17 protein-coding genes are annotated in these 19085 nt (G+C 70.8%); 9 read left to right on the forward strand and 8 right to left on the reverse strand.

Annotation, left to right across the window (positions count from 1 at the left end; genetic code table 11):
• On the reverse strand, positions 1-587 hold a 587-nt coding region (locus AC1DSA_RS25870), incomplete at its 3' end, for a c-type cytochrome (protein ID WP_477894104.1).
• A 202-nt stretch (positions 588-789) separates the two neighbouring features.
• Here AC1DSA_RS25870 and AC1DSA_RS25875 point away from each other — a divergent pair.
• Together AC1DSA_RS25875 and AC1DSA_RS25880 are read left to right on the forward strand one after the other, a co-directional pair.
• Entirely contained in the window at positions 790-2205 is a 1416-nt protein-coding gene (locus tag AC1DSA_RS25875) for a DUF3300 domain-containing protein (protein WP_477894106.1), read from the forward strand.
• A gap of 10 nt (positions 2206-2215) precedes the next feature.
• The gene (locus tag AC1DSA_RS25880; RefSeq protein WP_477894108.1) at positions 2216-3157 is read left to right on the forward strand and encodes a DUF2950 domain-containing protein; all 942 of its coding nucleotides are present in this window, start codon (positions 2216-2218) and stop codon (positions 3155-3157) included.
• A 37-nt stretch (positions 3158-3194) separates the two neighbouring features.
• On the opposite strand, the gene AC1DSA_RS25885 is transcribed toward AC1DSA_RS25880, so the two are convergent.
• From AC1DSA_RS25885 to AC1DSA_RS25895, 3 genes are read right to left on the reverse strand one after another with little or no spacing between them, the layout of a single operon-like run.
• Entirely contained in the window at positions 3195-4274 is a 1080-nt protein-coding gene (locus AC1DSA_RS25885; protein WP_477894110.1) for a hypothetical protein, read from the reverse strand.
• Between the two features lie 40 nt (positions 4275-4314).
• On the reverse strand, positions 4315-4989 hold the full coding sequence (ompA, locus tag AC1DSA_RS25890; RefSeq protein ID WP_477894112.1) for an outer membrane protein OmpA: 675 nt from the start codon (positions 4987-4989) through the stop codon (positions 4315-4317).
• A 29-nt stretch (positions 4990-5018) separates the two neighbouring features.
• The gene (locus tag AC1DSA_RS25895; protein WP_477894114.1) at positions 5019-5666 is read right to left on the reverse strand and encodes a hypothetical protein; all 648 of its coding nucleotides are present in this window, start codon (positions 5664-5666) and stop codon (positions 5019-5021) included.
• A 519-nt stretch (positions 5667-6185) separates the two neighbouring features.
• Between AC1DSA_RS25895 and AC1DSA_RS25900 the strand changes: the two genes are divergently transcribed.
• The 5 genes from AC1DSA_RS25900 (at position 6186) to AC1DSA_RS25920 (ending at position 12540) form a co-directional block, all read left to right on the forward strand.
• Positions 6186-8399: a GAF domain-containing sensor histidine kinase gene (locus AC1DSA_RS25900; protein WP_477894116.1), complete on the forward strand. Its 2214-nt coding sequence runs from the start codon at positions 6186-6188 to the stop codon at positions 8397-8399.
• A 5-nt stretch (positions 8400-8404) separates the two neighbouring features.
• Entirely contained in the window at positions 8405-9073 is a 669-nt protein-coding gene (locus AC1DSA_RS25905; protein ID WP_477894118.1) for a response regulator transcription factor, read from the forward strand.
• Between the two features lie 91 nt (positions 9074-9164).
• On the forward strand, positions 9165-9584 hold the full coding sequence (locus AC1DSA_RS25910; RefSeq protein ID WP_477894120.1) for a response regulator transcription factor: 420 nt from the start codon (positions 9165-9167) through the stop codon (positions 9582-9584).
• A complete protein-coding gene (locus tag AC1DSA_RS25915) occupies positions 9581-11854 on the forward strand; it encodes a patatin-like phospholipase family protein (protein WP_477894122.1) in 2274 nt (757 codons plus the stop codon). Before AC1DSA_RS25910 ends, AC1DSA_RS25915 begins: the two co-directional genes overlap by 4 nt.
• 17 nt (positions 11855-11871) lie before the next feature.
• Entirely contained in the window at positions 11872-12540 is a 669-nt protein-coding gene (locus tag AC1DSA_RS25920; protein WP_477894124.1) for a hypothetical protein, read from the forward strand.
• 12 nt (positions 12541-12552) lie between these two features.
• On the opposite strand, the gene AC1DSA_RS25925 is transcribed toward AC1DSA_RS25920, so the two are convergent.
• Positions 12553-13542, reverse strand: a complete 990-nt coding sequence (locus AC1DSA_RS25925) for an LLM class flavin-dependent oxidoreductase (protein ID WP_477894126.1) — start codon at positions 13540-13542, stop codon at positions 12553-12555.
• A 94-nt stretch (positions 13543-13636) separates the two neighbouring features.
• On the opposite strand from AC1DSA_RS25925, the gene msrA reads away from it, so the two are divergent.
• Together msrA and AC1DSA_RS25935 are read left to right on the forward strand one after the other, a co-directional pair.
• Positions 13637-14332 carry a peptide-methionine (S)-S-oxide reductase MsrA gene (msrA, locus tag AC1DSA_RS25930; protein ID WP_477894128.1) on the forward strand — a complete coding sequence of 232 codons (696 nt, stop codon included), beginning with the start codon at positions 13637-13639 and terminating at the stop codon, positions 14330-14332.
• Positions 14333-14526: 194 nt separating this feature from the next.
• Complete coding sequence (locus tag AC1DSA_RS25935) at positions 14527-15489, forward strand: AfsR/SARP family transcriptional regulator (protein WP_477894130.1); 963 nt, start codon at positions 14527-14529, stop codon at positions 15487-15489.
• A 1-nt stretch (position 15490) separates the two neighbouring features.
• On the opposite strand, the gene AC1DSA_RS25940 is transcribed toward AC1DSA_RS25935, so the two are convergent.
• Genes AC1DSA_RS25940 through AC1DSA_RS25950 form a run of 3 tightly spaced genes read right to left on the reverse strand, consistent with a single transcriptional unit; the run spans position 15491 to position 18984 of the window.
• Positions 15491-16930, reverse strand: a complete 1440-nt coding sequence (locus AC1DSA_RS25940) for a hypothetical protein (RefSeq protein WP_477894132.1) — start codon at positions 16928-16930, stop codon at positions 15491-15493.
• Positions 16899-17756 carry a hypothetical protein gene (locus tag AC1DSA_RS25945; RefSeq protein WP_477894134.1) on the reverse strand — a complete coding sequence of 286 codons (858 nt, stop codon included), beginning with the start codon at positions 17754-17756 and terminating at the stop codon, positions 16899-16901. The genes AC1DSA_RS25940 and AC1DSA_RS25945 overlap by 32 nt, the downstream gene beginning before the upstream one ends.
• Before the next feature lie 10 nt (positions 17757-17766).
• A complete protein-coding gene (locus AC1DSA_RS25950; protein ID WP_477894136.1) occupies positions 17767-18984 on the reverse strand; it encodes a hypothetical protein in 1218 nt (405 codons plus the stop codon).
• Positions 18985-19085 lie beyond the last annotated feature (101 nt).

Below are 19085 nucleotides of genomic sequence, written 5' to 3' on the forward strand. Positions count from 1 at the left end.
GCGGCAGGCGCCGCGGCCGCAGCGGGCGCGGCGGGCGCCGCGGCGGAGGCCCCGGCAGCCGGAGCGGCCGGCTCTGAGAACTTGGCGCCGGCGGCGTTGGCCATGTAGGCGACGGCACGCGCAATCTCCACGTCGCCGAAATCGCCGCCGCCCTGCGCGGGCATCGCGTTCTTGCCCTTCAGCGCCGACTGCACCAGGGCGTCGAACCCGGTCTTGATGCGGGCGGCCCAGGCCGCGGCATCGCCGAACTTGGGCGCGCCGGCGACGCCGGCGGTGTGGCAGGCCGTGCATTGCGCCTTGAACACCTGCTCGCCGGTCGCCAGCGGGCGGTTGGCGTCACGGATCTCGACGGTGCCGACCTTGCGGATGCGCTCGGCCACGCGGCGCTCGATGTCCTGCGAATTCAGGCCGCCCAGCACGTACTTCTCGACGTCGTTGGTGCCGGCCGGCTTGTTCTCGGAGGAGACGTAGGCGACCAGCGCGATGATGATGAACACCGGGACCAGGAAGGAGAACAGCACCGCGATCAGCAGTTGCTTGGGAGTCTTGATCGGGCCCGTATGGGCTTCGTCCAGCTTGTCGCTCATGGCGTCCTCAGTGAAATCTCGTTTTCGGGATCAACCGACGATTATATCCAGCGCCCTCGCCGCGCCCGTTGGCCGTGCAGCACCGCACCGCAGGGCCGGGCCATGGACCGGCCGTATGCGACCTAGGTCCCATTGGCACCCACTGCCGCGCTTCCTACCCTCCGCAGGATCGCCAGGGAGTGGCGTGCGCTGGAGTTGTTCCATGATGAATCTTCCTTACCACCCGGTCGCCGGGCGGGCCGGCCTGCGGGTCCGCAGGCTGGCGGTGGCGTTGGGCGTGCTGGCCGCGCTGGCCTCCACGGGCACCATGGCCCAGGCGCCGGCGGCCAACCAGGGCGTGTCCGCGGCAACCCCCTTCAGCGACCAGGAGCTGGAGCAGCTGGTGGCGCCGTTCGCGCTGTACCCGGATGACCTCGTGGCACTGATCCTGCCGGCGTCGACGAACCCGCTGCAACTGGTGCAGGCCGACCGGTTCCTCGACAAGCGCAAGCAGAACCCCAAGCTGGAACTCGATCCCAAGTGGGACGACCCCGTCAAGAACCTGCTGAACTATCCGGACGTGGTCAAGAAGATGAGCGCCGACCTCGAATGGACCGCGATGCTCGGCGAGGCCGTGGTGGCCGACCAGGGCGAGGTGCTGGAAGCTGTGCAGGCCTTCCGTCGCAAGACCGTCGCCGCCGGCAACCTCAAGTCCGACGACAAGCAGCAGGTGGTGGTGGAGAAGGAAGTGGTGCAGATCGTCCCGGCCAACCCGGAGGTGATCTACGTGCCGCAGTACAACCCCACGACCGTGGTGGTCGCGGGCGGCTACGTGCCGGCCTACTATCCCTCGCCCTATCCGGTCTACTACTACCCCTACGCGCCAGGCGCGGCGCTCGCCACCGGCCTGATCTGGGGCGCGGCGATGGGCGCGATCTGGAGCGGCAATCACTACAACACCAACTGGGGTGGCGGCGGCAACAACAACATCAACATCGACGTGGACCGCGGCGACCGCAACGTCGATCGCGGCGACCGCAACGTCGATCGCAGCCGCACGCAGAACAACGCGGGCGGTGGCAACCGCGGCAGCGGCTCGCAAGCCTGGTCCTCGAACAAGAAGCCGGGCCAGGTGAGCGGATCGGCAGGCGTCTCCTCCGGAAAGCGGCCGGGCGACGTGCGCACGTCCGGTGCGGGCGCGGGTGGAGGCGCGGGCAACCGTGCCGGCACCCAGCCCGCCGGGGGTGGTGCGGGCGGCAACCGCGGCGGCGGCCAGGCAGGCAGCCTGGGTGGCAGCGCCCAGGCAGGAGGCCTGGGTGGCGGCGGTGGCGGCGGTGGCGGCGGTGCAGGTGCTGGCGGAGCGCGGGCTTCGGCCCAACCGGTAGGCGGTGGCGCCGGCGGCGGAGGCGGCGGCGCGTTCGACGTGAGTTCCGGCCGGCAGACGCAGATGGACAGCGCCCGGGGGGCTTCCAGCCGCGGCGCATCCGGCGGCGGCGCAGGCGCATCCAGCACACGCAGCGCACCGGCGTCGCGACCCTCCGGCGGCGGCGGTGGCGGTGGAGCCCGCGCTAGCGGCGGCGGCGGCGGTGGTCGTGGCGGTGGTGGCGGCGGTGGTCGAGGCGGCGGTGGCCGCCGGTGAGGAGGTCCGCATGACATCCATCCAGAAATCCGGCCAGGAGGCTTCCGTGAACCGTCAACCTTTCCGTACCGGCCTGCGCGGCGTGGTGGTCGCGCTCGCGCTGGCCCTGCCCCTTGCGTCACTTGCCCAGCAGACCTTCCCGACACCGGAAGCCGCGGCCGATGCGCTGGCGGCTGCGCTCAAGGCCAATGACGACGCCGCCCTGGTGAACCTGGTCGGCCCCAAGTACCGCAGCCTGGTGGGCACGGGCGACGCCGCCTACGACGCCGCGCGGCGCGCCGAGGCCGCGGCGGCCATGGCCACCTGGCGCAGCCTCGACGCCACCAGCGAAAACCGGCGCATCCTGAAAATTGGCCCGCAGGCTTTCCCGGTGGCGATCCCCATCGTGCGCGAAGGCGGCAGCTGGCACTTCGCCGCCGAACAGGGCGCGGAGGAACTGCTGAACCGCCGCATCGGCTCCAACGAACGCAACGCGATCCAGGTGCTGCGAGCCTACGTCGACGCCCAGCGCCAGTACGCTGCGGAGGACCGCGACGGCGACGGCGTGGTGCAGTACGCGCGGCGCCTGGGCAGTTCGCCGGGCAAGCACGATGGCCTCTACTGGGACGCGGGCCCCGACGGCCAGGAAAGTCCGTTCGGGCCGCTGCTGGCACGCAGCGCCACGGCGGGCCACGCGTCGGGCGATGCCTACCGCGGCTACCACTTCCGCATCCTGGAGCGGCAGGGCCCCAACGCCAAGGGTGGCGCCTACAGCTACGTGATCAACGGCCGCATGGTCGCGGGCTACGCCCTGGTGGCGTATCCACACGATGCCAACAGCGGCGTGATGACCTTCATCGTCAACCAGAACGGCACGGTCTTCCAGAAGAACCTGGGAGCGAAGACCAGGGAGACGGCTTCGAAGATGACCAGCTTCGACCCGGGGCCCGGCTGGACACCGGTGGAGCCCTGAAGCAAAGGCCGGCACCGCCGGCCATTTTCATGGGGGATCAGTTCGCCGGAACGGTGATCACCGGCGCTGCCGCCGTGTTGCCGGCCTCCGCCATCGACAGCAACACCAGCAGGAAGGTGAACATCGTCTTGGACGGCAGGTCGCGGTCGTCGATCCAGAACCAGTGGCCCCGGTACAGGACCGAGGCAAAGGCGTCGTCCACCCGGTGCGGGCTGGAATGGATGCGCACCAGCGGCTCGCCCCAGGGCGGCGGCTCGGTGGCCGGCGGCGGAGCGGGGTGTGCGCGCCCCTCGCGCACGTCGGCCTCGGGCGCCTCGATGGTGGCGGCGATCTCCACCAGGATTTCCGCCATCGAGCGCGTCAGCAGCGCGATCTCCGAATCATTGCGCGGCACGGGCCCGAAGATCAGGCTCAGGTCGCGAGCGCCGGTGCGCAGGCCCAGCAGCCTCTGGACGGTGCGCATGTCGTCGGCCACGTCGGCGGGCGGGTCCGGCCGGAAAAACAGCGTCGCCACTTCGTCGCCGCCGCGGCGCTCCACCCGGGTGCCCATGGACTCCGAGCGCTGCACCCGCCGCATGGCTTCCATCAGCGCGGGAAACTCGGCATCGGCCGGACGCTGGCGTCCGCTCGCGGCGGAACGGTTGGACACGCCGTTGATGGCGCGCGTGGTGAGTTGCAGCACCCGGTCCACCGGGTAGCCGCTCTGCACCAGGCCGAACACCGCCGTCGGCGACAGCGGGCGCAGCAGGTAGCGGGCGAAGCGCTCGCCGCCGACGGGCGAATAGGTGATGGTGGGACGGTCGGTGTAGCGGCCGTAGCCTCCGATCAGCTGGTTGTTGCCGGTGCTCAGGCGATCGAAATTGGTGGCCGCCAGGTTCACCTGGCTCTCCAGCGAGGTGGAGCTGATGATCGAGGCGATCTCCAGGTAGACGGGCACGTCGGCATAGCGGAGCTTGACCACGTTCATCAGGGTCTGCTCCTTCCACGTCCGCCCCAGCACGTCGGCGTAGTCGGCGCGGTCGCGCTGCACCGAGGTCGGCCCCATGGTGCCGCACCCGGACAGCACGCCGGCGGCCGCAAGTGCCAGCCACCGGCGCCGGGACAGCCTGCGGGACATCACCATGGCGGCCTACCGCAGCGCACCGTGCGTGGTGCCGTCAGGGCGCCTTGCGCGTCCCGACCACCTCGATCTCGACGCGGCGGTTCTTGGCCCGGCCCTCGGCGGTCTTGTTGTCCGCGACCGGCTGCTTCTCGCCCTTGCCTTCGGTGTAGATGCGGCTCTTGTCGACGCCCTTGGACACCAGGTAGGCCTTGACCGATTCGGCACGGCGAACGGACAGCGACTGGTTGTAGCCGTCGGCGCCGACCGAGTCGGTGTGGCCGACCGTGACCACCGCCTCCAGGTTCACGTCCTGCATCTTGCCGACCAGGTCGTCCAGCTTGGCCTTGCCTTCCGGCTTGAGGACGGACTTGTCGAAGTCGAAGAAGGCATCCGCCGCATACGTCACCTTGCTGGCGGCCACGGGGGCCGGTGCAGGTGCCGGGGCGGGCGCGGGGGCGGGCGCGGGCACCGCGACCGGCGCGGGCGCGGGGACGGGGGCCGGCTTCACCAGCGCGCCGTCGCAACCCACGGCCGCGGTGGCGGGCGTCCAGTTGGCGTCACGCCAGCACAGTTCGTTGGTCCCGTTGCGCCACACCTGTTCGCCGGTGCCGTTCTGCCAGTTGTCGACGGTCTTGCCCTCATCGGCGGCCGTGACGCGACCTTGCGCGGAGACGCCCGCGGCCAGCAACGCGCCGGCCAGGAACAGGAGGGATGGATTGGGTTTCTTCATGTTGTTGATCCTTGGGAACTCTTGACGCGCTACTTGGCCGCTTCCTTGGCCTTCTTGTCGCCGTCCTTGGCCGCCGCGGCGGAGACCTTGATCGCCAGGGACTCGGTGTAGACCGCCTGCACCTGGTCGCCCTTCTTGATGTTGGCGAGCTGCGCCGGGTCCTTCACGACCATTTCGACCACGTTGCCGGCCGGCCCCTTGAGCGTGACGATCTTGTTGGCCGTGTCCACGCCGACCACGTCGGCCAGCACCGTCACCTCGCGCACGGCGCCGGCCGCGGGCTTCTGTCCCTGCGGAGCGGAGACCACGGCGGCGGACTCGTTGGCCGAGGCCTTGGCGGCATTGCCCTTGCGCAGTTCCAGCGCCAGCGCACGGCCGTATTCGACGTCGACGCGGTCGCCGACCTTGATCTGCGGGAAGTTGCGCACTTCCTCGCCGGCCGTCATGGTGACGACCTTGCCGTCCTGGCGCTTGAGCGTGATGACGCGCGTGCCGGCATCGACGCCCACCACGGTGGCGGTGGTCTTCACCACGTCGGTCAGCAGGGCCTTGCCCGGGGCAGTCGCCATGGTGGACGAGGAATTGGCGGCAGGCTGCTGCGCGAGCGCGCCGGCGCAGGTGCCCAGCGCGACGGCCAGGGCCAGCACGAGCCGGGTGTTCTTGGTGTTCATAGACATGGGTTTTCCTCTTCGTTTCCTGGGTGCATCGACGATGCGGTGGGATCCTGTTTCCTGCGGCCGCCTTGGACACCGGTCTGCGGCCTACGGTGGACTTGCTGCGGGGAGGATGCCGGGCATGCGGCAGCGCGACAATGAGACCAAGGTCCCATCACTCGTGGATCCGTCGGGGCGTCGGTTCCTTGGCCGCAGGTGATGCATTCGGGCCCGCCTGGCGCGCAACGCAGGCGCGCACAGCATGGCCCGTCGGCCGCCCATGTCATCGAGACGACACTCCGCGCCGCGCGCGGGGCGGTTCCGCTTGTTGCACATCCATTGGAGGGGGCGGTGCGGCGGCGCACAATGGGACTTTGGTCGCATGGGCGAGGCTGACGGCAACCAGGGAGCTGCGCCTGCCGCCCGCTAGCATTGCCGCGCTGAAAGGACGAGGGGTTCCGATTGGATACGCGCGCCGCGGGAATCGAGGAAGGCAGGCCCGTGCCCGGCGAGGCCGCGGCGCGTCCGCATCGGCGCGGCTCCATGCAGTCCCCGTCCCGCTTCCTGCAGCTGACCGCGGAGCTGTCCTGGACGATCGCCAACGCCAGCTACGACGAGCTGCCGGGCGCGGCGCAGTCGGCGCTGGAACGCCTGCGCGCCTTCTTCGACCTGGACCGCTGCGCGATCCTGCGCGTGCTGGATCCCAATGGCAACCTGCGCCTGCGCTGCAAGGCGGAGCGCCCGGGCAGCGAGCCCCTGCCCGATGCGGTGGAGGCGCGCAGCCTCTTTCCCTGGGCATTCCGGCAGGTGGCGCTGCTGCGCCGGCCGATCGCCCTGAGGGATGCCTCGGACCTGCCCGCGGACGCTGCGTGCGACCAGGAGAGTTTCCGCCGCTGGGGCACGCAGAGCCTGCTGGTGCTGCCCATCCTGTCCAATGGCAAGGTCGACCACATCGTGTCGCTCGCCACCTCGCGCAGCCGCCGTCGCTGGCCGGCCTACCAGGTGCAGCGCCTGCACCTGTTGTCCGAGCGCGTCGTGGGCGCGTTGCGCCGGCGCGAACAGTACGAGTTGCGCGAGGCGACCGAACGGTTCGAGACCCTGCTGACGGACCTCTCGTCGCGCTTCGCCGGCGCGCGCTGGGACCAGATCGACCAGCACATCGATGACTCGCTGCAGGAGCTGCTGGCATTCACCGGTGTGGACCAATGCGGTTTCTTCACGGTCCATGCCGAAGAAGGCAGCAGCACTCTCACGCACCTGGCGAGCCACGAGGTCACCGTCCCCAAGGGCAGCACGGTGCCCCAGCGCGAGAACATGCCCTGGGTCTGGCGCGAAGCGATCGAGCTCGGACGCGTGGTGCAGTTCACCACCGCGGACGACCTGCCGGTGGAGGCAGTGCGGGACCGGCAGCACATGGCCAGGGTTTCGGTCACCTCCGCGCTGTACATCCCGTTCGCCGTCGATGGCGTGACACGGCACGCGCTGGCCGTCGTGATGAACAATCCGCCAGGTCGCCGCTGGACCGCGCGCTTCGTGGACCGCGTGCAGGTGCTCGGGTGGGTGTTCGCGAGCGCGCTCAATCGCAAGTCCGCGGTGCGCGCGCAACTGAAAGCGGCCGAGGACCTGGCGGCCACGCGCCGGCTGGCCCAGTCCACGCTCGACGCACTGAACGAATACGTGTGCGTCATCGACGCGCATGGCACCGTGGTGGAGGCGAGCGAGCGCTGGCGCAGGCTGGGCTTCGACGATCCTGCCGCGCCGGAGAACATCCCGCCGGGCGGCAGCTACCTGGACGCGTGCGGCTTCCAGCAGCTCACCTGGCACACGGCGGCCGCGAAGCTGGCCGACGGCATCCGGGACGTGCTCGCCGGCCGCCAAGAGCATTTCGAGCTGGAATACAGCCGCGCATTCCCCGAGGGCGCGCGGCACCTGCGGACGCTGGTCCGCCGTTTCGCCGTGGACGGGGCCGTGTTCGCGGCCCTCTCCCACACGGACATCACCGAACGCCACCGCACCCAGCAGGAGCTCGACGAACTGCGCCTGAGCCAGTGGCACTCGGACCGCGTGATGCGCACCGGCGTGCTGGTGGCCTCGCTGGCGCACGAACTGAGCCAGCCGCTGGCCGCCATCCTGAGCAACTCGCAGGCCGCCCTGCGCTTTCTCGCCGCCGGATCGGTGGACACCGAGGAGCTGACCGAGATCCTCACGGACATCGTCGACGACGACAAGCGCGCTGCGCGCGTCATCGAGGCACTGCGCCGCATGCTGCGGCGGCAGGAGCCCGAGCGGCGGCCGGTGGACCTGTGCGAGGTGGTGCGCGACATGGGCCAGCTGCTGCACAGCGAGTTCATCCGCCAGCACATCCAGGTGGACCAGGAATGCTCGCACGGCAGCATCGCCATGGTGGACCGCGGGCAGATCCAGCAGGTGGTGCTCAACCTGGTCATGAACGCCATCGAGGCGATGGCGGACGTGCCGAATGCCCAGCGCAGGCTGTCCACCCGCGTGTTCCTCTCCGAGCCGGGCGAGGTCCGCCTGGAGATCGGGGACTCGGGGCCCGGCTTCAGCGAGGAGCAGCTCGCTCAGCCCTTCCAGGCCTTCTGGACCACGAAGCGCCGTGGCACCGGCCTGGGGTTGCCGATCTGCTCCTCGATCGTTTCCTCCCACGGTGGCCACATCCACATCGAACCCAACCCGGAAGGCGGCGCGCGCGTCGTGGTCGTGCTTCCGGCGGTCCGCAGCGAAGCGCCACAATGATCGACATGTCCGTGAGTTCTCCTGCCGCCGTGCCCGCGAATGCGGCCGCCGCCACCGTCTTCGTGGTGGACGACGACAGCAGCCTGCGCCGCGCGCTGGGGCGCGTGCTGCGCGGGCCGGGCTGGAACGTCGAAGGCTTCGCTTCCGCCGAGGCCTTCCTCGAGCGCCTGCCGTTCCGCGGCATCGGCTGCGTGCTGCTGGACGTCAACATGCCGGGCCTGTCCGGGCCCGAGCTGCAGGCCAGGCTGCTGTCCGAGGGCAGTACCCTGCCGGTGGTGTTCCTCACCGGCCACGGCGATATCCCCACGGGCATCGGCGCCATGAAGCGCGGCGCGGTCGATTTCCTCACCAAGCCGGTGGACGACGAAACGCTGCTGGGCACCGTCGCGCAGGCGATTGACGCCCATGCGCAGCGCGGCGCGCACGACCGCGAGCTGGGCGAGGCGCGCGAGCGCTTCGATCGGCTGTCGCCGCGCGAACGGGAGGTGATGCAGCTGGTCGTCGCCGGCCTGTTGAACAAGCAGATCGCCGACCGCATGGAGATCTCCATCAAGACCGTGAAAGTGCACCGCAGCCGGGTCATGGAGAAGATGGAAGTCCGATCGGTGGCCGCCCTGGTGCACCTGTGCGAACTGGCGGGCATCACGCCGCCCGTGGAAGCCCCGCGCCGCTGAAGCGCCGCCGCCCGGCGGCGATGCGACCAAGGTCTCATTGCCCCGTCCGGGGGGGGTCCGTAGTCTTGCCTCCACTACAAAAGAGGCGAGCGTGAGACCGGGCCACGAGGACTTTGACGTCTACATCATCGACGACGACGCTTCAGTGCGAAGCGGGCTGTCGCGCCTGATGCGCTCGGCCGGCCTCGAGCCGCACGCCTTCGCCACGCCGCAGGAATTCTTCGCGCAGCTACCGGTTGCGCCCGAGGGCTGCATCCTGCTGGACGTCACGATGCCCGAGATGAGCGGGCTGCAGGTGCAGGAAAAGCTGCGCGAGCAAGGGGTCCGGCTGCCGGTGATCGTGCTCTCCGCCACCGAGAACGAAGAGGTCCGCCAGGCCACGCATGCGCTGGGCGCACGTTTTTTCCTGCGCAAGCCCGTGGACGCTCAGGCCCTGCTGGATGCGATCACCTGGGTGTCGCGTTCGCCGGTGGACCCGCGCCCGACGTTCGCGCCGCGCACCCCGCGATGAAGGGTTCGATCGCACCACCGCACCTCCCCCTGAACGCCGGCCGCCAGCTCGCGCGGATCGCGGCGATGGGGCTGTTGCTCGCGCCCCTGCTGGCCATGTCGGCCGATCCTCCCGCGGCCGATCCGCAGCGGCGCCCGCGCATCGGCCTGGTGCTCGGCGGCGGCGGCGCCAAGGGTGCCGCGCACATCGGCGTGATCAAGGTGCTGGAAGAGATGCGGGTGCCGGTGGACTGCATCGCCGGCACCTCGATGGGCGCCCTGGTCGGCGCCGGCTACGCGACCGGCCTGTCGGCCTCCGAGCTGGAGGCCCTGATCACCACGGTGGACTGGAAGAACATCCTGCGCAGCGCGCCGCGGCAGGAAGTGCCGCTGCACCGCAAGTCGCTGGACCATGTATTCACCATCGGCCTCGAAGTGGGCGTGCAGGACGGCGGCGTGGTGGCGCCCAGCGGGGTGGTCCCCACCCACCAGATCGAGGCGCTGCTGCGGCGCGTGGCCGCGGGCGCGGGCGACGTGAAGAATTTCGACGAATTGCCGATTCCCTTCCGTGCGGTGGCCACCGACCTGGAGACCGGCGGGATGGCGGTGTTCAGCAAGGGCGACCTCGCCGCGTCCATGCGCGCCAGCATGGCCGTGCCGGGGGCCTTCGCCCCGGTCGAGATGGACGGCCGCCTGTACGTGGACGGCATGCTGGTGCGCAACCTGCCGGTCGACGTGGCGCGGCAGACCTGCGCCGACGTGGTGATCGCGGTGCCGGTGGGCAACCCTGCCGTGTCGCGCGATCGCCTGAACCGGCTCACGTCGGTGGCCGGGCAGGCGCTCAACATCGCGATCGAGGCGAACGAAAAGGTCCAGCTCGCCACCCTCACTCCGGGCGACCTGGCGATCCCCGTGGTGCTGCAGGACATCACCTCCTTCGACTTTTCCAGCACCCCGGAAGCGGTGAAGATCGGCGAGGCCGCGGCCCGCCGGGCGATGCCGGCGCTGGCGCGCTACAGCGTCGGCGAGCGCGAGTACGCCCAGTGGCGTTCGGGCATGCAGGTGCACACGGCTGCCGCAGGCATGAAGATCGACGAGATCCGCATCACCGGCACCAAGGTCACCGACCCGGAGGTCATGCGCGCCATCGTGCGGACGCAGCCCGGCGACGTCCTGGACCCGAAGAAGGTGGACGCCGACACCACGCGGCTGGTGGCGCACGGCGACCTCACCTCGGCGAGCTACCGCCTCTCCGAGGAGCCGGACGGCCGCCACGTGCTGACCTACGACGTGGTGGAGAAGCCCTGGGGGCCGAACTACCTGCTGTTCAACCTGAACTTCAACACCGACATGCAGGGCGACACCGCCTGGGGCGTGCGCATCGACTACCAGAAACGCTGGATCAACAGCCTGGGCGGCGAATTCCGCACCTCCCTGCAGGTAGGCAAGCCGCGCGGGCTGTGGGCCGAGTTCTACCAGCCACTGGAGTCTTCCCGCACCTACTTCATCGCGCCCAGCGTGTTCACCACGCAGTCGATCGCCTACCTTTACCAGGGTGACCGGAAGGTCGCGGAACTCGATTCGACCCGCTACGGCCTGAGCCTGGAGGTCGGCCGCACGCTCGGCACTTCCGGCGAAGTGCGCCTGGGCGTGGTCACGGGCCAGACCGAGTCCAAGACGGTCGTCGGGACCACGGGACTGGCCGGCCCCGCGAAGAGCCAACTCGGCGCGGGCACGCTGCACGTCCAGTTCGACACGCTGGACCAGCGGCTGTTCCCCTCCACGGGCACCCTGGCACGCGCGGACGCCCTGGCCTCGTCCACGACGCTGGGCGCGGACAGCGGCTACCGCGTCGGCTCGGCCAGCGTCACGAGCGTGGTGACCGCGGGGGCCAACGTCTGGAGCGGCATCCTGGCTGGCGGCACCAGCCAGGGCGACGAGGTGCCCTACCACGACCAGTTCAAGCAAGGCGGCCTGTTCCGCTTTTCGGGCTACCACCTCAACGAGCTGGTGGGCAAGGAATACGCATTCGCGGCGCTGCAGTACCGGCGACGCCTCACCTACCTGGTCGAAACCTTCGGCACCGCGGCCTGGGGCGGCTTTTCGCTGGAGACCGGCAACGTGTTCCAGCGCATCGACGGCACGCCCGCGCGCGGTGCCCTGTGGGGCGGCTCGCTGTTCTTCGGCGTCGACTCCAAGCTGGGGCCGGTCTACCTGGGCTACGGCCGCTCGCAGAACGGCCACTCCGCCTGGTACCTGTACGTGGGATCGGCGCTGGAAGCCTTCCGTTGAATGGAGCAGGACGCGGGATGAGCGACACGGACGCCACGGACCACGACAGCACGGGCTTGCTGACGCCGCCGGAGCGCGCCAGCGAGATCGTGTTCGGCATCATCATGACGCTCTCCATCACGGCCGCCGTGCGCGTGGGCGGCGGCGAAGCCGAGGGCGGGACCCGCGCCCTGCTGGTCGCGGCGCTCGCCTGCAACGTCGCCTGGGGCATGGTGGATGCGGCCATGTACCTCATCAACACGCTGGTGGAACGCCGGCGCAAGACCCGCGCGGTGCAGGAACTGCGCGATGCCGAATCCGATGCCGTGTTCCGCGCGCGGCTGCGCGCCTACACGCCCCCCGGCCTGATGGAACGGCTGGACGACGAACAGCGGGCGCGCTTTCGCCGCTGGCTGCAGCAGCATGGCGATGCGGTCCCCGGCCGCCTGGACGGCCAGGACGTGCGCGCGGCGCTGCTGATCTGGCTGCTGGTGTTCGCCGCCACGCTGCCGCTGGTACTGCCCTTCCTGTTCATCGCGGACGCGCAGACGGCGCTGCGCGTGTCGCAGGTGCTGGCCGTAGCGATCCTGTTCTCGCAGGGCCTGCGGCTCGGTCGCTGGATGGGCGTGACGCCCTGGAAATGCGCCGTGGGTTTCGCGATGGCGGGCGTCGTCATCGGCGCCGCATGCATCGCGCTGGGTGGTTAGGCCCGGGACGCATCACCCCGGCGCCATCGCGCGCATCGCGAGTTCGTACGAATGCAGCCTGGCGCCGTGGTCGAAGACCTGCGACGTGACCATCAACTCGTCAGCTTGGGTGCGCGCGATGAAAGCCTGCAGGCCGCGCCGGACGGTGTCCAGGGATCCGATCGCGCTGCACGACAGCACGTCGTCCAGCATGGAGCGTGCCGGTGGAGGCAAAGTGTCCAAGTAGCCCGGCAGCGGCGGCTGCAGCTTCGACGGGCGGCCGGTGCGCAGGTTGACGAAGGCCTGCTGCATCGACGTCGCGAGTACCGCGGCCTGTGCATCCGTGTCCGCCGCGAACACGTTGAAGCCCAGCATCACATACGGCTTGTCTAGTTTCTCCGAGGGCCGGAAAGTCGCGCGGTACAGCGCGATGGCCTGCATCATCTGCGCCGGTGCGAAGTGGGAGGCGAAAGCGTAGGGCAGGCCCAGCATGGCGGCCAGTTGCGCGCCGAACAGGCTGGAGCCGAGGATCCACACCGGCACCTTCAGGCCGCGGCCGGGCACGGCACGAACGGCCTGCCGCGGTTCGTCGGACATCAGGTCGATGAGCTCCACGACATCCTGCGGAAACGCATCGGGGTTCGAGGCGAGATCCCGGCGCAACGCACGAGACGTCGCCTGGTCGGAACCGGGGGCCCGGCCCAGGCCGAGGTCGATGCGCCCGGGATAGAGCGACTCCAGCGTGCCGAACTGCTCCGCGATCACCAGCGGCGAGTGGTTGGGCAACATGATCCCGCCCGCGCCGACCCGGATCGTGCGCGTGCCGCCGGCGACGTGGCCGATCAGCACGGCCGTCGCGGCGCTGGCGATGCCGGGCATCCCGTGGTGCTCGGCCAGCCAGAAGCGGCGGTAGCCCAGCCGCTCGGCGTGCTGGGCCAGGGCGAGCGAGTTGCGGAAGGACTGGGCGGCGTCATGGCCTTCGGTGATCGGGGCCAGGTCGAGGACGGAAAGCGGTGTGGACATCGTTGGCAGGTGGGGGCGCGTGGGGTCACCGGCAAGGGCCCGCACGGGCTTTGAATCGCCGCCGCACAATGGCTGTCCACACAAGGGGCATGCCATGAACCGGACCTGGATCGCCGCAACCGCCGCGGCCCTCGCCGCCTGGGCCTTCCTGTCCAGCGGCCTCGCCGCCGAGAAGGCGGTGCGGCTGCCACCGCCGGTGCAGGACGTGGTCGCGACCACGCCCACGGAGACGGCGGTCTTCGCGGGCGGCTGCTTCTGGGGCGTGCAGGCGGTGTTCCAGCACACGCGCGGCGTGCTCAATGCCGTGTCCGGTTACGCGGGCGGCGATGCGGCCAGCGCGCGCTACGAGCTGGTCGGCTCGGGCCGCACCGGGCACGCCGAATCGGTGCAGGTCACGTACGACCCGCGGCAGGTCTCCTTCGGCACCCTGCTGCAGGTCTACTTCTCGGTGGCGCACGACCCGACCACGCTGAACCGGCAGGGGCCCGACCACGGCACGCAGTACCGCTCCGCGGTGTTCTACCGCGACGCCGAACAGAAGCGCGTGACCGAGGGCTACATCGCGCAGCTCGATGCGGCGAAGGTGTTCCCCGGCCGGATCGTCACGCAGGTGAGCCCGCTGGCCGCGTTCTATCCGGCCGAGGCCTACCACCAGGACTACGCGACGCTGCACCCCGAATCACCCTACATCGCGGCCTTCGACCGGCCCAAGATCGCGAACCTGAAGGCGACGCTGCCGCAGGTCTACCGGGACCAGCCGGTGCTGGTGTCGGCGTCGCGCAGGAACTAGCGGTCGCTCCGCGCCTGGGCTGCGCTGCCCGCTTGCATGGCGCGCGAGTGCGCGGGGACGCACCGCGTTCGCCTCGGAGGCGGCACCGATTGTTACGCGCACTGTCAACTCTGACAGGGACCCCCTCGCGGCACTGCGTGTAAAAGCTTTGGCTCTGCATCACGGCGAAGGTGCGGACACGCAGGAGGGCCGCCATGCTGTATCTGTACCTGTTCGGTCACCTGTCGGTTGCCAGCGGCGACGGCACGGCGGCCACGGCCGAGGTGGAACTGGCGGGCCGCCCGGGCAGCCTGCTCGCCTACCTCGCGCTGGCACGGGGCCGATTCTTCGCCCGCAGCGAACTGCTGACCGCGCTCTGGCCGGAGCAGTGCGAAGGGGCCACCATCCGCTCGCTGAACACCGTGCTGTGGCGCCTGCGCAAGGCGCTCGCGCGGCCCCCCCTCGCGCAACCGGAGGTTGTGGTGTGCGACCGCCGCGGGGCGATCGGCCTGCCGCACGACGCGCAGCTGCAGCTCGACGTCGACGAGTTCTCGCGCCTGGTCACGCCGGCCTTGTCGCGCCCGCTGGAACAACTGTCGAGCGAGCACGTGGAGCAACTGCGTCGGGGCGTGGCGCTCTACCGCAACGACATCCTCGCCGGCTTCACCGACGACTGGGCGCTGCGCGCGCGGGAGCTGCACCGGCGCACCCTGCTCAACGCCCTGGGCCGGCTGATGCAGCTGAGCACGCTGGCGCAGGATTACGCGCGGGCGATCGGCTACGGGCAGGACATCCTGGACCGCGACGCGCTGCGCGAGGACGTGCACCGCGAGCTGATGCGCCTGTTCCTGCTCAATGGCCAGCGCGCCATGGCGCTGCACCAGTTCGAGACCTGCCGTGCATCGCTGCGCAAGGAGCTCGCGATCGAGCCGATGCGCGAGACGCAGGCGCTGTACCAGCGCATCGCCGACAGCGCGGTGCGCCGTGCGAGCGAACCGCCACCGGCGACCCATCCCCCGGGAGGCTGGCCCGTCCTGCCCAAGGACCTGCTGCTGACCGGCCCCGGAACCGATCTCACGCTGCGCGAACTGGTCGGCCGCGCGCACTGGTACGCGGCGCAGGCCGACGCGCGCCTGACCGAAGGCGGCGAGGAACCGGACGCGCGGCCGAACGCCTGACTCAGCGCCGCACCGGGGCGCGGGTCGGTGCCGGCGTTGCGCGCGGTGCGGCCGTGGGTGCCGCAGTGGCGGTAGGCGCAGGCGTCGCTGTGGGCGCCGGGGTGCCGGTGGGCGCGGGCGTCGCGGTCGGTGCCGGCGTCGCCGCCGGTGGCCGGCTGGGCGCCGGAGTTGGCGACGGCGTGGGAGTCGGCGGCGGCCGCAGCGGTTGCGTCGACGGCGGCGGCGCCGTTCCGGACCGCAGTGCCGTGTCGACGCCGCCGCGCCGCGATTCGTCGGCCGCGCGCGCAGCGGTGACGCGGTCGGTGCTGGCCCGGACGGCGGCCAATTCCATCTCGTGGTCCGGGTTCAGGCTCGCGCTGCGCACGCGGTCCGCCTGCGCCTGCGCCGCCAGCCGGTTCAGCGGCACGGCGTCGGTGTGGAAGTTCAGCTCCACCGACGAATTCAGGTCGGCGCTGGTGTTGATCTCCTCGGTGGACTGCGAGCGTTCGGTGCTCACGTAGGAGATGGTGTTCTCGACGTCGGCGCTGACGCCCCAGGCGCCCACGCCGAAGCTGCCGGACGCACGCACCCGGTTCTGCATGCCGAACTGGCTGCCGCGGTCGCGGCTCGCCGCGCTGCGCGTGTCGATGTGGAAGCGCATGGCGGCGCTGATGCGCCCGGCGTCGATCACGATGCGCTGCATGCCCATCTGCACCATCGTCGCCAGCATGCCCTGGCGCTGGCGCGCCAGCTGCCGGCGCGCCAGCGGCACCAGCGCCTCCGGGTTGCTGCCGGCGCTGAAGTCCTCGCCCGGTTGCACGCCCAGGGCCGCGCGCAAGGCGTCCTCCGAGGGCATGCTGCCGCCGGCCTTCAGGCGCAGCCGCGGCGGCTGCACGTCTTCGGGATCGGGCGGCTCCTCGCCGGGATCGGGCGGCTCCGGCAGGTCCATGTCGAAGCTGGCGGGGAAATGGTCCACCAGCCAGGCGCGCACCTGGATCTCGCTGGTCTGCGTCTGCTCGAAGCCGCTCGCCGTGCTGGACACCGCATTGAGCAGCTGCAGGAATTGCTGCAGCTGCGCCTGGCTCGAGTCGTTCATGGCGCGGAACACGCCATTGAGCAGGTCGGTCACGAAGCGCGGAAACGAGATCGCCTCCAGCGTGTCGCGCGTGACCTGGCCGATGCGCCGCGCGGACTCGCCGAAGCCGGGCTGGTCCTCCAGCGCCTGCGCCAGCGGCCGGCCGTCGATCTGCGCCTGCGCGGCCCGCTCCTCGGCGATGCACTCGGCCGCCAGCTGGCCCACGCGAACCATCGCCTGCGCGAGTTCGCGGCGCTGTCCGGCATCGAGCTGCCCGTAGCTCGGCGTATCGAGCAGGACGTTGCGCACCGCCGTGCGCAGCCACGTCGGCGGCGCGCCGGCGGCGGCGGGGGCCTCAGGCCGCGGGGGCGACGCGACGCTCGTCATGGCGGTTCAGCGAGGACCACGCCATCAGCCAGCCCTCGGCGGAAGACATCAGCCGCTGCCCCTCGGCGCCGGCCGGATCGAACGCATACGCCAGGGTCACGCTGCGGGCCAGCCAGCCGAGGACTTCGGCACCGTGCCGGCCCAGCTCCACCCGTTGCCGCGCCGTGCCCAGGCCCTGGCCTTGCGCGCTGCCCACCGCGCCCACCAGGCCCCACAGGTCGTGCACGCCGAAGGCCGACTGCAGCATCCGGTCGCGCAGGAAGTGGGTGGCTTGCGAGAGCGCCTGCAGGATGTCGGCGGCCGCGAACTGCGCCATGCCGGCCGCATGGGGCGCGAGCCAGCCGCCGAGGGCGTCGGCGGCTTCGACCATCGCCACGCGGGCATGCACGTCGCCGGCGCGCGGCGGGTTGTCCAGCTGGTTGGCGAGCGCCTCGCACAGCGACTGCATCAGCGGGTAGAAGCCGTCCGGCTCGAACACCTGCGCGAACAGTTGCTGCCGCTCTTCGGTCGACAGCCGCTCGCGCCGGCCCTGCCAGAAGCTGGCGAGCAATTGCGCGGTCGGCCCCAGCGGCTGGGTGATGGAGCCGCTGGCGAACAGGCCGGCCACCAGTTCGGCGGTGCGCAGCAGGCCCGCCTGTTCCAGCTCGCTGGCCAAGTACAGCTGCGGGATCGCCGCCAGGTTGCGCGCGTCCTCCGCGGTCGGCGCGGTGTCGGGCAGTTCGATGTCGCCCAGGTCCGCCAGCGCCTGCGCGATCGCCCGCAGCAGCCGCGGATCGGCACGGTGCGGCGCCGGCGCCGGTGCGGGAAAGATCGCGGCAGCGAGCATCGCCCGCTCCTCAGTGCGCGGCGGCCGCCGGCGCCGCGGCCGGTGCGGCGCCGCGGGCCGAAGGCGTGACGTTGGGATCCACCGGCAGCGAGTTGCCCTGGATGGCCGCGATCATGCCGGGCGTGGCCAGCTTCTCCATCGGGAAGTAGTCGCTCTTGAAGTTCACGCGGACTTCGCCGCTCAGCTTGGCCTTGACTTCGGCCTTCGACTCCGAGGTTTCGTCCACTGCCGAACCGACCGTCGTCACGTGTTGCTGCACGTTCTCGTTCACCGAACCCGCCGCGCCCCAACCCCAGTTGCCGCCGACGGCCGTGGTGTTGCGGTTCATGCTGGCCTGGCTGTCGTACAGCGATGCGCGCGCCTTGCGCTGCGCCTGGTCGCTCGCCTTCAGGTCGAACACCACCTTGGCGTTGATCGCCCCGTCGGTCACGACGATGCGGTTGATGCCCAGCAGCACCATCGACGACAGCAGCTGCTGCCGGCTGCGCGCCATCTGCAGGCGCGCGGCGATCACCAGCCGGCTTTCCTGTTCCGGATCGGACAGGTCGGTGATCGGCTGCGCCAGGCCCATGTCGGCGTTGATCTGCTGCAGCGCGGCGTCGCCGTCCTCGCCCTTGATCGCCAGCCGGGGCTGGCCGCCTTCCTCCTGCGCACCCTCCTCGTCGACGCCGATGGCGTCCGGGTACTTGTCGGCCAGCCAATCGCGCGCATTGTTCAGGCTGATGTTGTCCTGCGCGAACTGGTCCACCGTCTGCGCCACCGATTTCAGCAGTTGCCCGTAGGCGTTCATCTGCTGGATGCTCGCGTTCACGATCGCCTGGAACACGTTCTGGATCAGGCCGCCGACGAAACTGGGAAAGTCCACCGTGCCGACCAGGTTCCTGAACTGTTCCACGCCCTGCTTCACGGCGCCGGCCTGGAAGTCCGCGCCGGCGAAGGTGCCCACCTTGTCGGAGGCCTTGCCCTTGGCCGCCTCCACCGCATCGGCCTGCGCGCGCGCCAGCGGCGGCGCCGGCGCATGGGCCAGCACCGACTGGCCGGGCGTGAGCTCCTGCCGTGCGAGCCCGTCGGGATTGGCCATGTACGAGGCCACCCGCACCATCGTGCGCGCGAGCTCGCGTTGCTGTTCCACCGGCAGGGCGCGGAAGCCGGGCGAGCGCTCGAGCAACCGGCGCACCTGCGGCCGCACGGCGGACAGCGTGTCGTCGTCGAGCCAGGGCTGGGTCATGGGCGGACCTCGCGCAGGGCGTGCGGTTCAGCGGGCGGCGGCAGCGGGCGCCGGGGCCGGTGCGGCGATGGCGGGAGCCGCGACGGCGGGCTGGGCCGCAG

The sequence above is a fragment of the Ramlibacter sp. P4_H7 genome, from assembly GCF_056400765.1.